Genomic DNA, 14,055 nt, shown 5'->3' with positions numbered 1-14,055 from the left:
AAGAGGCGCACCAAATTCGTAAAGGATTTGACAACAAGGCTCGATGATTCAAAGATGACCGACATGTCAATGTCCAAGGAAACAGGTGCCACCATGCCGCCCCTCCCCGTCGACGAAGCCCGAGACTTCCTGGAACGCCACCCGGACATCGCCAGCATCGACCTGCTGATCAGCGACCTCAACGGCGTGATGCGCGGCAAGCGCATCCCGCGGACCAACCTGGAGAAGGTCTATCGTGACGGCGTCAATCTGCCCGCCTCGGTCTTCGCCCTGGATATCCTCGGCAACACGGTGGAGGCGACCGGACTGGGGCTCGAGACCGGCGACGGGGACCGGGTCTGCCGCCCCGTGCCGGGCACCCTGATGCCGAGCCCCTGGCTCCGCAATGGCCGCCAGGCCCAGCTGCTGATGACCATGGAGGACGGCGACGGCTCGCCCTATTTCGCCGATCCGCGCCAGGTGCTGGCCAGGGTGCTCGGACGCCTGGGCCGGACCGGCCTGACCCCGGTGGTCGCCGTGGAGCTGGAGTTCTACCTGGTCGACCGCCAGCGGGACGCGCTGGGGATGGTGCAACCGCCCTGCTCCCCGGCGAGCGGCGAGCGTGCGTCCCAGAGCCAGCTCTACTCGATCAACGAGCTCGACGAATACGCGGACTTCCTCGAGGACATCCATGCCGCGGCCCGCATTCAGGACCTGCCCCTGGACACCGCACTGAAGGAATGCGCCCCGGGGCAGTTCGAGATCAACCTGCTCCACACCGACGATGCGCTGGGGGCCTGCGACAGCGCCGTGCTGCTCAAGCGGCTGATCAAGGGCGTGGCCCTGCAGCATGGCTTCGAGGCCACCTTCATGGCCAAGCCCTACGGCGACGAGGCCGGCAACGGGACCCATGTGCATATCAGCCTGCTCGACGAGGCCGGCCGCAACGTCTTCGCCGCCGAGGACGGCGCCCCCCTGGGGACGCCCGAGCTCCAGCAGGCGGTAGCCGGCCTGCTGGAGATGATGCCCGCCTCCATGGCGCTGTTCGCCCCCAACCTCAACTCCTTCCGCCGCTTCCAGCCGGGGCTCTATGTGCCCATGGCCCCGACCTGGGGCTACGACAACCGCTCGGTGGCGGTACGCATCCCTTCCGGTCCCAACGAGGCCCGTCGCCTCGAGCATCGGGTCGCCGGCGCCGACGCCAACCCCTACCTGCTGGTCGCCAGCCTGCTGGCGGCCATCGACCACGGCCTGCGGCAGCGGCTGACGCCCCCGCCGGCGGTCACCGGCAACGCCTACGACCAGGTCGCCCCCAGCCTGACCAACAGCTGGTGCCAGGCCCTGGACCTGCTCGCGGACAGCGAGGCATTGATCGAGGCCCTGGGGCCGGAGTTCGTGCGGGTCTTCCTCGCCAACCGTCGCGCCGAGCGCGACCAGGCCATGCAGGCCGTCAGCAAGCTGGAGTACGACTGGTACCTGCGCCACGTCTAGGCGCCGGCAGGGCATTCCCCCTCAGCACATAGCGTTCATCGACCGCGGATGGCCCAGGGGCCATCCGCCGGGCCCCGGCGTGCCGGCGCCGCCAACGACAATCACGCCCCGAGGCCCCGTCGGGCCGGCCGCACCTCACAACACCACCAACGGAGGTCGCCATGAGTGCTCCCCACCCCTCGCCCCACCCCTTCGCGCCCTCGTTGCCCGCTCGCGACGGCACCGGCCGCACCCTGCTGCTGGTGCTCGCCGTGCTGGCCACGGTCACGGGCCTGACACTGACCCACGAACCAGGCAGCGACTTCGGCTGGGCCAGCCTGGTCCCCTCGCTGATCGTGCTGGTGGTGGCCATCGCCACCCACCGCACCCTGGAGGCGCTGGCCATCGGGGCCCTGTCCGGACTGATCATGCTGCAGCCGGAGGACTTCGTCGGCGAGCTGGCCGACATCTCGCTGTCGGTGATGATGGACGAGACCATCGCCTGGCTGATCCTGGTCTGCGGCCTGATGGGCGGCTTCATCGCCATGCTGGAGAAGTCCGGCTGCACCCTGAGCTTCAGCCACTTCATGACGCGTCTGGTCAAGACCCGTCGCCAGTCCCTGCTCAGCACCGCGGCGCTGGGCGTGCTGATCTTCATCGACGATTACCTCAATGCCCTGGCCACCTCGGCGGCCATGAAGCGCCTCACCGACCGCTTCGGCGTCTCCCGCGAGAAGCTGGCCTACATCGTCGACTCCACGGCGGCACCGATCTGCATCCTGGTCCCCCTTTCCACCTGGGCGGTGTACTTCGCCGAGCTGCTGGAAACCAACGGCGCCACCGAGGGGCCGGGCATGGGCCTCTACATCGCGTCGATTCCCTTCATGCTCTACGGCTGGGTGGCCATGGGCCTGCTGCTGCTGGTGGCCAGCGGCAAGCTGCCCGACCTGGGCCCGATGAAGGCCGCCGAGGCCCGCGCCCGGGCCGGCCAGCCGATCCCCGACGGCGCCCCGGATGCGTCGCTGGACGAGACGACCCCGAGCCAGTCCCCGTGGCGCGGCGTGTTCAACTTCCTGGCTCCCATGGCGGTGCTGATCGGCGCCAGCGCCTGGTTCGAGATCGACCTGCTCAAGGGCGTCATCGTCGCCACCCTCTTCACCCTGGCGCTCTACCTCGTCCAGCGCCTGGCCACCTTCGCCAGCCTGATGGACGGCATCATGGACGGCTTCCGCACCATGATGCTGCCGCTGGCCATCGTCGCCGTGGGCTTCGTGCTGCGCGAGGTCAACGACCAGCTGGGCATGACGAGCTTCATGATCGACGCTCTCGGCCCCTACCTGACGCCGGCGCTGCTGCCCGCCCTGGTATTCGCGTCCATGGCCGTGGTGGTCTTCGCCACCGGCTCCTCCTGGGGGGTGTTCGTGATCTCGATCCCCATCGTGGTACCCATGGCCCAGCACCTGGGGGCCCCGATGCCGCTGGTGGTGGGGGCCCTGCTGTCGGCCTCGAGCTTCGGCAGCCATGCCTGCTTCTTCTCCGATTCCTCGGTGCTGTCCTCCCAGGGCAGCGGCTGCCTGCCGATGCAGCACGGCCTGACCCAGCTCCCCTATGCGCTGCTCGGCGCCGTGGTCACCGCCGGCGGTTTCCTGGCGCTGGGCTTCGCCCTGACCTGAGGCCTCGTCTCTCCCGCTTCGCGGCGCCGTCGGGCGCCGCGCTTTTTGCTCAGTCAGGCAAGAGCGCCTCCACCCCCTCCACCTCGCCGCAGCGATCGGGCGTATAGCCCGGCAGCGCCGCCACCGCGGACTGGAAGGCCGCGCCTCCCAACACCTCGAGCAGGCGCTGGAGCCTGGGCTCGCCCAGGCTGCGTTGATGGCAGACCAGCAGGTAGTCCTCCAGCGCCAGCGGCACGAAGTCGAGCCCGAAGCGCCGCGCGGCGGCCTCCACCCCGAAGCCCGCGTCCGCCATGCCGGCGGCCACGTAGGCGGCCACCGCCGAGTGGGTGTATTCCTCGAGCTCGTAGCCATGGATCCGCCCGGGCGAAAGGCCGGCCTCGGCCAGCAGGCCGTCCAGCAGGGCTCGGGTGCCCGAGGCCGCCTGGCGATTGATGAAACGGACCTCGCCTCCCGCCAGATCCTCCAGCCCCGAGATGCCCAGCGGATTGCCCGGCGCCACCATCAGCCCCTGGCGACGGGTGATGAAACGCACCACCCGGTGGCTGCGGGGCTTGAGCAGATCGCGGTAGTCCCCGCTCACCCCCCGACCGACCTCGCCATGGGGCAAATGGAAGCCGGCCACGTCGCAGGCCCCGCGGTGCAGCGCCGCCAGGGCCTCCCGGGGGCTGCAGTACTGCAGGTCGAGGCGCAGTTCGTCCAGATGCGCCGGCAGCAGTTCCACGGCATAGCCGTGACTGGCATGCAGCCGCAGCACCGGCTTGACGCCCTCCAGGGTCTGCTGGATGGCCAGGTTGAGCTCCGAGCCCAGGCTCTCCAGCTGGGGCCCCAGGCGGGCGATCACCCGCTGTTCGGCCCACAGCAGCTTCTCGCCCAGCGGCGACAGGCGGGCCCCCCGGCCCCGCTCGAGCTCGACCAGGGCGATGCCGAAGAACTCCCCCCACTTGTTGAGCAGGTTCCAGGCGTGGCGATAGGAGACGCCGACGGTCTCGGCGGCCCGGGTGAGCTTGCCGTACCGATGGACCGCCTCGAGCAGCGCGAAGAGCTTGGGGTCGAGCTGGTTGCCGGCCTCGTCACTGAAGTACCAGGCCGGCGTGATCCGGATCCTTTTCATATGAAGCAAGTTTCATATTTTGCCATCGAGACACCGATGCTAGCGTTACCGCGACCGTGACGCACGCCTCTTCTTTAATATGAACTAGCGTGCATATTTAGCCAGCACCATGACGACCAGGGGGACTCGATGAGCGATTCCCGTGAGTGGACGCCCCAGGCGATCCAGGCCGAGATCGACGCCCTGAAGCACAAGCCCGGCGCCCTGCTGCCGATCCTGCACGCCATCCAGAACCGCTTCGGCTTCGTCCCCGAGGGGGCGGTGCCGATCATCGCCGAGTCCCTGGGCCAGACCCGGGCCGAGGTGCACGGGGTGATCAGCTTCTACCACCATTTTCGCACCACGCCCCCGGGGCGCCACGTGGTCCAGGTCTGCCGTGCCGAGGCCTGCCAGGCGGTGGGCGCTCGCTCACTGGAGAGACACGCCAAGGCCCGCCTGGGCATCGACTACCATCGGACCACCCCCGACCGGGAGATCACCCTGGAGGCGGTCTACTGCCTGGGCAACTGCGCCTGCGGCCCCTCGGTGCGGGTGGACGACCGGGTGCTGGGCCGGGTGACTCCCGAGGCCTTCGACGCCCTGGTCGACGAACTGGGCACCCAGCCCCTGGAGGTGCTCGGATGAGCGTTCGTGTCTATGTGCCCCGTGACACCACCGCCCTCTCCCTGGGGGCCGACGACGTCGCCGAACGGCTCACGCGCGAGGCCGCCGACCGCGGCCTCGCGCTGAGCCTGGTCCGCAACGGCTCCCGTGGCCTGGCCTGGCTCGAGCCCCTGGTCGAGGTCGAGACCGACAACGGTCGGGTCGCCTACGGCCCCGTCGCGCCCGGTGACGTCCCGGCGCTGCTCGATGCCGGCCTGCTCGAGGGCCACGACGGCCACCCGCTGTCCCTGGGCCCGACCGAGGCGATCCCCTACCTGGAACGCCAGCAGCGCCTGACCTTCGCCCGCATCGGGGTCACCGATCCGCTCTGTCTCGACGACTACCGAGCCCACGACGGCTTCCGCGGCCTGGAACGGGCGCTCGACCTGGCGGCTCAGGACATCGTCGAGGAGGTCAAGGCCTCGGGCCTGCGCGGCCGGGGCGGCGCGGCCTTCCCCACCGGCATCAAGTGGCAGACGGTGCTCGACGCCCCGGCGGACCAGAAGTACATCGTCTGCAACGCCGACGAGGGCGACTCCGGCACCTTCGCGGATCGCCTGGCCATGGAGTGCGACCCCTACATGCTGATCGAGGGCATGACGATCGCCGGGCTCGGCGTGGGCGCCACCCAGGGCTACATCTACCTGCGCTCGGAATACCCCCTGGCCCACGAGGTGCTGGAGACGGCCATCGCCCGCGCCGAAGCCGCCGGCTACCTGGGCGACGACATTCGCGGCAGCGGCCGCACCTTCCACCTGGAGGTTCGCCTGGGCGCCGGGGCCTACATCTGCGGCGAGGAGACTTCGCTGCTGGAGAGCCTCGAGGGCAAGCGCGGCCTGGTGCGCTTCAAGCCGCCGCTGCCGGCCATCGAGGGGCTCTTCGGCCGGCCCACGGTGGTCAACAACGTGCTGTCGCTGGCCGCCGTGCCCTTCATCCTCGCCGAGGGCGGCCAGGCCTACGCCGACCATGGCATGGGCCGCTCCCGCGGCACCCTGGCGCTGCAGCTGGCCGGCAACGTCAAGCGCGGCGGCCTGGTGGAGCTGGCCTTCGGCACCACCCTGCGCACGCTGATGGAGGAGTTCGGCGGCGGCACCCTCACCGGGCGCCCGCTGCGCGCGGTGCAGGTCGGCGGCCCGCTGTGTGCCTACCTGCCCGAAAGCCAGTGGGACCTGCCGCTGGACTACGAGGCCTTCGCCGGCGTCGGTGCGGGGGTCGGCCACGGCGGCGTGGTGATGTTCGACGACACCGTCGACATGGCCGAGCAGGCTCGCTTCTCGATGGAGTTCTGCAAGGTGGAGTCCTGCGGCAAGTGCACGCCCTGCCGCATCGGCTCGACCCGCGGCGTCGAGGTCATCGACCGCATCCGCGCGGGCGAGAACCGCGAGGCCAACCTCGCGCTGCTCGGCGAGCTCTGCGAGACCATGGAGGACGGCTCGCTGTGCGCCATGGGCGGCATGACCCCCTTCCCGGTGCAGAGCGCCCTGACCCACTTCCCCGACGACTTCCGGCGCCCGGCGGACGGAGACTGACCATGATCGAACATTTCGACCCCCGACAGCACGGCCGGGACCTCGGCACCCCGGCGCCCGCCGCAGACGGCGCCCCGGTGCGCCTGGAGATCGACGGCGTGGCCATCACCGTGCCCGCGGGCACCTCGGTGCTGCGCGCCGCGGCGCTCGCCGACATCAACATCCCGAAGCTGTGCGCCACCGACAGCCTCGAGGCCTTCGGCTCCTGCCGGCTGTGCGCCGTCCAGGTGGAGGGCCGGCGCGGCACCCCGGCGGCCTGCACCACCCCGGTCGCCGAGGGCATGAGGGTCACCACCCAGAGCGAGCGCCTGGCCCGGCTGCGCCGCAACGTCATGGAGCTCTACATCTCCGACCACCCGCTGGACTGCCTGACCTGCCCGGCCAACGGCGACTGCGAGCTGCAGGACATGGCCGGCGCCGTGGGCCTGCGGGAGGTGCGCTACGGCTTCGAGGGCGAGAACCACCTGGCCGCCGAGTCGGATGATTCCAACCCCTACTTCAGCTTCGACCCCAGCAAGTGCATCGTCTGTTCCCGCTGCGTGCGCGCCTGCGAGGAGGTGCAGGGCACCTTCGCCCTGACCATCGACGGCCGCGGCTTCGACTCGAAAGTCGCAGCAGGACAGGACCAGGCCTTTATGGACTCCGAGTGCGTCTCCTGCGGCGCCTGCGTCCAGGCCTGCCCGACCTCCACGCTGATGGAGAAGAGCGTCATCGAGGCCGGCCAGCCCGAGCACAGCGTGATCACCACCTGCGCCTACTGCGGCGTGGGCTGCTCCTTCGAGGCCCAGATGAAGGGCGACCAGCTGGTGCGCATGGTCCCCTGGAAGGGCGGCGACGCCAACCACGGCCATTCCTGCGTCAAGGGCCGCTTCGCCTTCGGCTATGCCACCCACCCGGACCGCATCACCACGCCGATGATCCGCGAGTCCATCGACCAGCCCTGGCGCGAGGTCGGCTGGGAGGAGGCCATCGCCTTCGCCGCCGAGCGCCTCCGGGCGATCCAGGCCGAGCACGGCCGCGAGAGCGTCGGCGGCATCACCTCCTCGCGCTGCACCAACGAGGAGACCTACCTGGTGCAGAAGCTGATCCGCGCCGCCTTCGGCAACAACAACACCGACACCTGTGCGCGGGTCTGCCACTCGCCCACCGGCTACGGGCTCAAGACCACCCTCGGCGAGTCCGCCGGCACCCAGACCTTCGACTCGGTGATGCAGGCCGACGCCATCATCGTCATCGGCGCCAACCCCACCGATGCCCACCCGGTGTTCGGCTCGCTGATGCGCAAGCGGCTGCGCCAGGGCGCGTCGCTGATCGTCGCCGACCCGCGGCGCATCGACCTGCTCAAGACCCCGCACCTGGCCGATGCCCAGCACCTGCCGCTGCGCCCGGGCACCAACGTGGCGCTGATCAACGCCCTGGCGCATGTCGTCATCGCGGAGGGGTTGGAAGACCAGGACTTCATCGCGGCCCGCTGTGACACCGAGGCCTATCGCGCCTGGCGCGACTTCATCATCGAGGAGCGCCACTCCCCCGAGGCCAGCGAGGCGATCACCGGGGTGCCCGCCGAGGCGGTGCGCCGCGCCGCCCGCACCTATGCGACGGCCGGCAACGGCGCCATCTACTACGGCCTGGGCGTCACCGAGCACAGCCAGGGCTCGACCATGGTGATGGGCATCGCCAACCTGGCCCTGGCCACCGGCAACATCGGCCGCGAGGGCGTGGGGGTGAATCCCCTGCGCGGCCAGAACAACGTCCAGGGCTCCTGCGACATGGGGTCCTTCCCCCACGAGCTCCCGGGCTACCAGCACGTCGCCGACGCCACGGCCCGCGGCCGCTTCGAGGCCGCCTGGGGGGTGACGCTGGACGACGAGCCGGGGCTGCGCATCCCCAACATGTTCGACGCCGCCATCGAGGGCAGCTTCAAGGCGCTCTACGTGCAGGGCGAGGACATCGCCCAGTCCGACCCCAACACCCAGCACGTGGAGGCGGCCCTGTCCTCGCTGGAGTGCCTGATCGTCCAGGACATCTTCCTCAACGAGACCGCCAAGTACGCCCATGTGCTGTTGCCGGGCTCGAGCTTCCTGGAGAAGGACGGCACCTTCACCAACGCCGAGCGGCGCATCAACCGGGTGCGCCGGGTGATGCCGCCGCTGGCCGGCAAGGCCGACTGGGAGGTCACCATCGACCTGGCCCGCGCCCTGGGCTACCCGATGGACTACGCCCATCCGTCCGAGATCATGGACGAGATCGCCCGGCTCACCCCGACCTTCGCCGGGGTCAGCTATGACAAGCTCGAGGAACGCGGCAGCCTGCAGTGGCCCTGTGACGCCGAGCATCCCGACGGCACCCCGACCATGCACGAGGTCGACTTCCCGATCGGTCGCGGGCGCTTCGCCATCACCGAGTACGTGGCCACCGAGGAGCGCGCCAGCCGCCGCTTCCCGCTGCTGCTGACCACCGGGCGCATCCTCTCCCAGTACAACGTCGGCGCCCAGACCCGGCGCACCGACAACCAGGTGTGGCACGACGAGGACGTGCTGGAGCTGCACCCCTCCGACGCCGAGGTGCGCGGCATCCGCGACGGCGACTGGCTGGGCATCACCAGCCGCGCCGGCCAGACGGTGCTGCGCGCCCGGCTCAGCGAGCGCATGCAGCCCGGGGTGGTCTACACCACCTTCCATCACCCAGGCAGCGGCGCCAACGTCATCACCACCGACAGCTCCGACTGGGCCACCAACTGCCCCGAGTACAAGGTCACGGCGGTGCAGGTGGAGAAGGTCAGCCGGCCGTCCGAATGGCAGCGGCGCTTCGACGACTTCGACCGCCGACAGCGACAGCACCTGGCCCAGGCCCGCGACGCGGCGCTCCAGGCGACGGAGGTCGGGACATGAGCCGCCGGCGAGGGACCTCGCGGCAGGACGCGGCCTACGCGACGAAGGGCGCCGCCCTGGCTCGCCGCCCCGTGGAGGTCCGGCGCGGGCCGTCGGGCTGGTACGCCGACGAGGTCGAGGACGTGCTGGCGAGGGAAGTGCCGGTGGCGCTGGTCTACAACGGCATCTCCCATGCGGTGATGATGGCCACGCCCGAGGATCTCGAGGACTTCGCCCTGGGCTTCAGCCTCTCCGAGGGCATCCTCGCGCACCCTCACGAGTGCTATGACCTGGAGGTTCGCGAGCAGGCCCGGGGCCTGGCCGTGCACCTGACGGTCGCCAGCCGGCGGCTGGCGGAGCTCAAGGCCCGCCGCCGCAGCCTCGCGGGACGCACCGGCTGCGGGCTGTGCGGCACCGAGGCCCTGGAGCAGGCGATTCGCCCCATCGCCCGGGTGCGGGCCCCGGCGCTGGCCGACGTCGCCATCCAGCGCGCCCTGGCGGCGCTGGCCGACCATCAGGCGCTGCAGGCGGCCACCGGCGCCACCCATGGGGCCGCCTGGTGCGACGGCGTGGGACGCATCCGCCTGGTCCGCGAGGACGTGGGGCGCCACAACGCCCTGGACAAGCTGATCGGCGCCCTGGCCCGGGAGGGCGGGCCGAGCGAGAGCGGGTTCGCCCTGGTCTCGAGCCGCGCCAGCTACGAGATGGTGCACAAGAGCGCCAGCGCCGGCATCGGTGCCCTGGTGGCCGTCTCCGCGGCCACGGCGCTGGCGGTGGAGCAGGCCCGGGAGGCCGGGCTGCTGCTGGTCGGCTTCGCCCGCCCCGGTCGCCACCTGATCTATCATCGCCCCGACGCCGCACCGCTGGCGGCGCAGGCTCATGCGTGAGGAATCGAGGATGACACTGGATCAAGACGCGCAGCTGGTGCGCATGGTCAACCAGATCGCCGCCAACCTGGGCGGGGGACGCGAGCCGGACGAGGCCGCGGACGGCGTCTGCGACCATCTGGAGAAGTTCTGGGCCCGCCCCATGAAGCGACGGGTGATCGCCTGCCTGGACGAGGCCGACAATGGCCTGGCGCCGCTGGCCCGGCAGGCCGTGGAACCCCTCGCCGAGCGCCAGGCGGGCTGACCCGAGGCAGGAAGGGCCGGCCCGGAGGCCGGCCCTTCGTCATGAGCCCGGTCGAGGGCATTCAGCCCTGGGAGGGCGGCGCCCCCCACTGCGGCTGCCCGTCCACCATCTGCACCCGCTCTCCCTGCGGCCGCTCGTCCAGGCGGGTGGTGTGCACCTGACCGTCGTAACGCCAGCTGACCTCATAGCCCACCGTCTCCTGGTGGCTGTCGGTCACGGTATGACAGCGCCGCTCGGTGGTGGAGACGGTCTGGCCCGCCTCGATGCGCTCCTGGACCTCGCGGCCGGCGAAGCCGCCGCCCACGGCCCCGGCCAGGGTGGCGATCTTCCGGCCGCTGCCGCCGCCGACCTGGTTGCCCAGCAGCCCGCCGACGATGGCACCGGCCGCCGTGCCGACCACCCGATGGGGATCCCGCGTGGGGGCCTGGCGCTGCACCACCACGTCCTCGCAGACCTCGCGGGGGGTCTCCACGGTACGGGTCAGGGGCTCCACTCCGGTGATATCGGCATACTGCGGCTGGCGGCTCTCCTGGATCTGCCAGGCCCCGAAGGCCATGCCACCGAGCCCCAGCACGGCCAGGGCGCCACCTACCACGATCGACTTGCTCATCTGTCACCTCTCCCAGGGCGCCCGGGCGCCCTCGCTGGAATCCATGGGGTCGCCCCAGCCGGCGTGACCCGAGGATGCGACGCGCCGCCCCGGCACCTCCTGTGCCGGGACGAGTGCGGCACAGTATAGGCCGTCACTCCGGGCGCTCCATGCCCGCGCCCCGTGGTTTCACACTTTCTGCGCGGCTGTCGCCGAATCCCAACGCCCTGCCCGAGTCCCCCTCCGCCGCCGGGCCATCCAGCGAAGGCGTCCGACGCCATCCATGGCGTAACCCCCTCTGTGACCTGTCCCCGGCGCCCCTCGCCAGACCCAACTGCGATTTCCCTGATCCGACGCACATGCCCACTGTCGCCATGGCGCATGTCGGGGTCGTCGTCGAGCAGTCCGGGCCCTCGAGGTGCATTACGTTGACAGGAGGGCGACGCGAAACGGGCGCATCGGCGAAGGAGAACGGCCATGGCGACATTCCCCAGGCAAGCGGACGCGGTGATCATCGGCCAGGGCGGCATCGTCGGTGCCTCCGTGGCACACCACCTGATCGAACTGGGCTGGGACAACCTGGTGGGACTCGACAAGTCCTCCATTCCCTCGGACATCGGCTCCACGGCCCATGCCTCGGACTTCTGCTTCATGACCGCCCACGACAGGCTGTCGTGCTACACCACCACCTACAGCCAGCGCTTCTACGAGGCCCTGGGCCATTACGCGCGGATCGGCGGGCTGGAGGTGGCCCGGGTCGACGACGATGCGCGCATGGCGGAGCTGGCCCGCAAGGTCGCCTCGGGCAAGGCCTTCGGCACCCGGGCCCGGCTGATCGGCCCGGACGAGGCCGCCGAGCGCTTCCCCTTGCTGGACAAGACGCTCATCCAGGGCGCCCTCTGGGACCCGGACGCCGGCCTGGTGGTGCCCCGCTCCCAGCAGGTCGCCGGCGAGCTGATCGAGCGGGCCAAGGCCACCGGCAAGCTCGCCACCTTCGCCGACACCCCGGCGATCGACATCGACGTGCGCGACGGCCGGGTCCGGGGCGTCGAGACCCCCAAGGGGTATATCGAGACCCCGGTGGTCATCGTCACCTCGGGCATCTGGGGCCCCCTCCCCGCCGCCCTGGGCGGCGCCGCCCTGCCGTTGATGCCCGTCGAGCACCCGCTGCTGTTCTTCGGCCCCTTCGACACCTTCGCCGGCACCGGCCGGGAGATCGGCTATCCGCTGCTGCGCGACCAGGGCAACTCGGCCTACCTGCGCGACACCGGCGATCCCGCCACCACCGAGGGCGGCCAGCTCGAGTGGGGCTACTACGAGACCACCGAGCCCCGGCTGGTGCGTCCCGCCGAGATCCTGGAGCGCCATCAGGCCCGGCTCTCGCCCTCCATGCGCGACCTGGAACTCGACCAGGTCATGCACGCCTTCGAGCGGGCCATCGGGCTCACCCCGGTGCTCGGCGAGCTGGGCTGGGACGAGAAGCATTCCTTCAATGGCCTGCTCTCGGTCACCAACGACGGCAGCTCCCTGGTCGGGGAAGCTCCCGAGACCCGCGGCCTGTGGTTCTGCGAGGCCGTCTGGGTCAAGGACGGACCGGGCATGGGCAAGGTGCTGGCCGACTGGCTGACCACCGGGCGCACCGAGGTCGACACGCACGGCATCGACATCGCCCGCTTCTACCCGGTGCAGAAGACGCCGGACTACGTCTACGGCCGCTGCCGGGAGATCGCCCGCAAGATCTACGACCCAGCGGTGCACCCGCGCGAACCCTTCGAGTCCGGGCGCAACCTTCGCCGCGGCCCCTTCTGGCCCCGGGAGGTGGAGCTCGGCGGCCACTTCATGGAGACGGCGGGCTGGGAGCGCGCCCACGGCTATGCCGCCAACGAGCACCTCCTGGAGCGCTACGGCGACCGGGTGCCCGAGCGACCGGACGAGTGGGACGCGCGGCACTTCTGGCGGGTCTCCAATGCCGAGCATCTCGCCCTGAGCGAGGACGTGGGCATGATCAACCTGTCCCACTTCGCCATCTATGATCTGATCGGCCCCGATGCCGAGGCGCTGCTGGAGTATCTCTCCGTGGCCAGGGTCGGGGGTGGGACCCCGGTCGGCAAGGGGGTCTATACGCACTTCCTCGACGACGCCGGCGGCGTGCATTCCGACCTGACCATCATCCGCCTGGCCGACGACGCCTTCCGGGTGGTGTGCGGTGGCGACACCGGCCCCCGTGATCGGGTCTGGATCACCCGCATGGCCGAGACCCGCGGGCTGACCCGCTATCGGCTGGAGGACCGCTCCGACGGCCTGGCCACCCTGGGCGTCTGGGGACCCAACGCCCGGCGTGCCCTGCAGCGAGTGGCCGACGACCCCCAGGCACTGGACGCGGAGCGTTTCCCCTTCGCCACGGCCCGGGAGATCCGCCTGCGCGGTCTGCCGGTCTGGGCCTTCCGCATCTCCTACGTGGGGGAGCAGGGCTGGGAGCTCTACGTGCCCTTCAGCTACGGCCTGGCCCTCTGGGACCTGCTCTACGAGCAGGGCGTCACCCCGGTGGGGATCGAGACCTACGCCAACAGCCGCCGCCTGGAGAAGAGCCTGCGGCTGCAGAACGCCGACCTGCTCACCGAGTACAACCTCTACGAGGCGGGCCTCGCCCGGCCCAAGGTCAAGGCCGAGGACTTCCATGGCAAGGCGGCCTACCTGGAGCAGCGCGAGCGCGAGCGACAGCCGGCCTACCTCTGCACCCTGACCCTGGAGGACAACCGGGATGCCCGGGGCCTTCCCCGCTACCCGGTGGGCCATGCGCCGCTCCTCGACCCGGAGAGCGGCGAGGTGCTGGTGGATGCCCTGGGGCGGCGCTCCTACGTGACCAGCATCGCCTACGGCCCCTCGCTGGGGAAGACCATCGCCCTGGGCTACCTGCCGGCGGAGGCCGCCCGGGAAGGGGGGCGGCTGCTGATGGAGTACTTCGGCGAGCAGTATCCACTGCGCATCGAGGCGGTGGGCTACCGGCCGTTGTACGATCCCGAGAACCGGCGACCCAAGAGCTGAGCCGATATCCCCGGGG

Annotated in this window: 10 protein-coding genes; 8 read left to right on the top strand and 2 right to left on the bottom strand. The window is 70.7% G+C overall.

Annotated elements, in window-relative coordinates; translation table 11 throughout:
- Window positions 1-93: 93 nt before the first annotated feature.
- A complete protein-coding gene (locus BEI_RS05740; RefSeq protein WP_097788609.1) occupies window positions 94-1,470 on the top strand; it encodes a glutamine synthetase family protein in 1,377 nt (458 codons plus the stop codon).
- A gap of 161 nt (window positions 1,471-1,631) precedes the next feature.
- Window positions 1,632-3,122 carry a Na+/H+ antiporter NhaC family protein gene (locus BEI_RS05735; protein ID WP_097788608.1) on the top strand — a complete coding sequence of 497 codons (1,491 nt, stop codon included), beginning with the start codon at window positions 1,632-1,634 and terminating at the stop codon, window positions 3,120-3,122.
- Between the two features lie 49 nt (window positions 3,123-3,171).
- Here the strand turns inward: BEI_RS05735 and BEI_RS05730 are convergent, their stop codons facing one another.
- Window positions 3,172-4,233 carry a substrate-binding domain-containing protein gene (locus tag BEI_RS05730; protein ID WP_097788607.1) on the bottom strand — a complete coding sequence of 354 codons (1,062 nt, stop codon included), beginning with the start codon at window positions 4,231-4,233 and terminating at the stop codon, window positions 3,172-3,174.
- 129 nt (window positions 4,234-4,362) lie between these two features.
- On the opposite strand from BEI_RS05730, the gene BEI_RS05725 reads away from it, so the two are divergent.
- The 5 genes from BEI_RS05725 to BEI_RS05705 are packed head-to-tail and all read left to right on the top strand — an operon-like array spanning window position 4,363 to window position 10,405.
- Window positions 4,363-4,857 carry a formate dehydrogenase subunit gamma gene (locus tag BEI_RS05725; protein WP_097788606.1) on the top strand — a complete coding sequence of 165 codons (495 nt, stop codon included), beginning with the start codon at window positions 4,363-4,365 and terminating at the stop codon, window positions 4,855-4,857.
- Window positions 4,854-6,404, top strand: coding sequence for a formate dehydrogenase beta subunit (locus tag BEI_RS05720; RefSeq protein ID WP_097788605.1), 1,551 nt, complete (start codon window positions 4,854-4,856; stop codon window positions 6,402-6,404). Before BEI_RS05725 ends, BEI_RS05720 begins: the two co-directional genes overlap by 4 nt.
- A gap of 2 nt (window positions 6,405-6,406) precedes the next feature.
- Window positions 6,407-9,295 carry a formate dehydrogenase subunit alpha gene (gene fdhF, locus BEI_RS05715; protein ID WP_097788604.1) on the top strand — a complete coding sequence of 963 codons (2,889 nt, stop codon included), beginning with the start codon at window positions 6,407-6,409 and terminating at the stop codon, window positions 9,293-9,295.
- On the top strand, window positions 9,292-10,161 hold the full coding sequence (gene fdhD / locus BEI_RS05710) for a formate dehydrogenase accessory sulfurtransferase FdhD (RefSeq protein ID WP_097788603.1): 870 nt from the start codon (window positions 9,292-9,294) through the stop codon (window positions 10,159-10,161). Before fdhF ends, fdhD begins: the two co-directional genes overlap by 4 nt.
- Window positions 10,162-10,171: 10 nt before the next feature.
- On the top strand, window positions 10,172-10,405 hold the full coding sequence (locus BEI_RS05705) for a formate dehydrogenase subunit delta (RefSeq protein ID WP_097788602.1): 234 nt from the start codon (window positions 10,172-10,174) through the stop codon (window positions 10,403-10,405).
- A gap of 61 nt (window positions 10,406-10,466) precedes the next feature.
- Here BEI_RS05705 and BEI_RS05700 read toward each other — a convergent pair whose 3' ends face one another.
- Window positions 10,467-11,015, bottom strand: coding sequence for a glycine zipper 2TM domain-containing protein (locus tag BEI_RS05700; RefSeq protein ID WP_097788601.1), 549 nt, complete (start codon window positions 11,013-11,015; stop codon window positions 10,467-10,469).
- Window positions 11,016-11,471: 456 nt separating this feature from the next.
- Between BEI_RS05700 and BEI_RS05695 the strand changes: the two genes are divergently transcribed.
- Entirely contained in the window at window positions 11,472-14,039 is a 2,568-nt protein-coding gene (locus tag BEI_RS05695) for a GcvT family protein (RefSeq protein WP_097788600.1), read from the top strand.
- Window positions 14,040-14,055 lie beyond the last annotated feature (16 nt).

Origin of the sequence: Halomonas beimenensis, assembly GCF_002549795.1 — a bacterium.
In the GTDB taxonomy this organism is placed as follows: domain Bacteria; phylum Pseudomonadota; class Gammaproteobacteria; order Pseudomonadales; family Halomonadaceae; genus Halomonas; species Halomonas beimenensis.
This window is presented reverse-complemented; position numbering and strand designations above follow the sequence as displayed.

What these genes read in the sequence shown, in the direction of transcription:
- BEI_RS05700 (WP_097788601.1), bottom strand. Translation starts at nt 11,015, where the DNA reads ATGAGCAAGTCGATCGTGGTAGGTGGCGCCCTGGCCGTGCTGGGGCTC.
- BEI_RS05725 (WP_097788606.1), top strand. Translation starts at nt 4,363, where the DNA reads ATGAGCGATTCCCGTGAGTGGACGCCCCAGGCGATCCAGGCCGAGATC.
- BEI_RS05695 (WP_097788600.1), top strand. Translation starts at nt 11,472, where the DNA reads ATGGCGACATTCCCCAGGCAAGCGGACGCGGTGATCATCGGCCAGGGC.
- BEI_RS05740 (WP_097788609.1), top strand. Translation starts at nt 94, where the DNA reads ATGCCGCCCCTCCCCGTCGACGAAGCCCGAGACTTCCTGGAACGCCAC.
- BEI_RS05735 (WP_097788608.1), top strand. Translation starts at nt 1,632, where the DNA reads ATGAGTGCTCCCCACCCCTCGCCCCACCCCTTCGCGCCCTCGTTGCCC.
- BEI_RS05730 (WP_097788607.1), bottom strand. Translation starts at nt 4,233, where the DNA reads ATGAAAAGGATCCGGATCACGCCGGCCTGGTACTTCAGTGACGAGGCC.
- BEI_RS05705 (WP_097788602.1), top strand. Translation starts at nt 10,172, where the DNA reads ATGACACTGGATCAAGACGCGCAGCTGGTGCGCATGGTCAACCAGATC.
- fdhD (WP_097788603.1), top strand. Translation starts at nt 9,292, where the DNA reads ATGAGCCGCCGGCGAGGGACCTCGCGGCAGGACGCGGCCTACGCGACG.
- BEI_RS05720 (WP_097788605.1), top strand. Translation starts at nt 4,854, where the DNA reads ATGAGCGTTCGTGTCTATGTGCCCCGTGACACCACCGCCCTCTCCCTG.
- fdhF (WP_097788604.1), top strand. Translation starts at nt 6,407, where the DNA reads ATGATCGAACATTTCGACCCCCGACAGCACGGCCGGGACCTCGGCACC.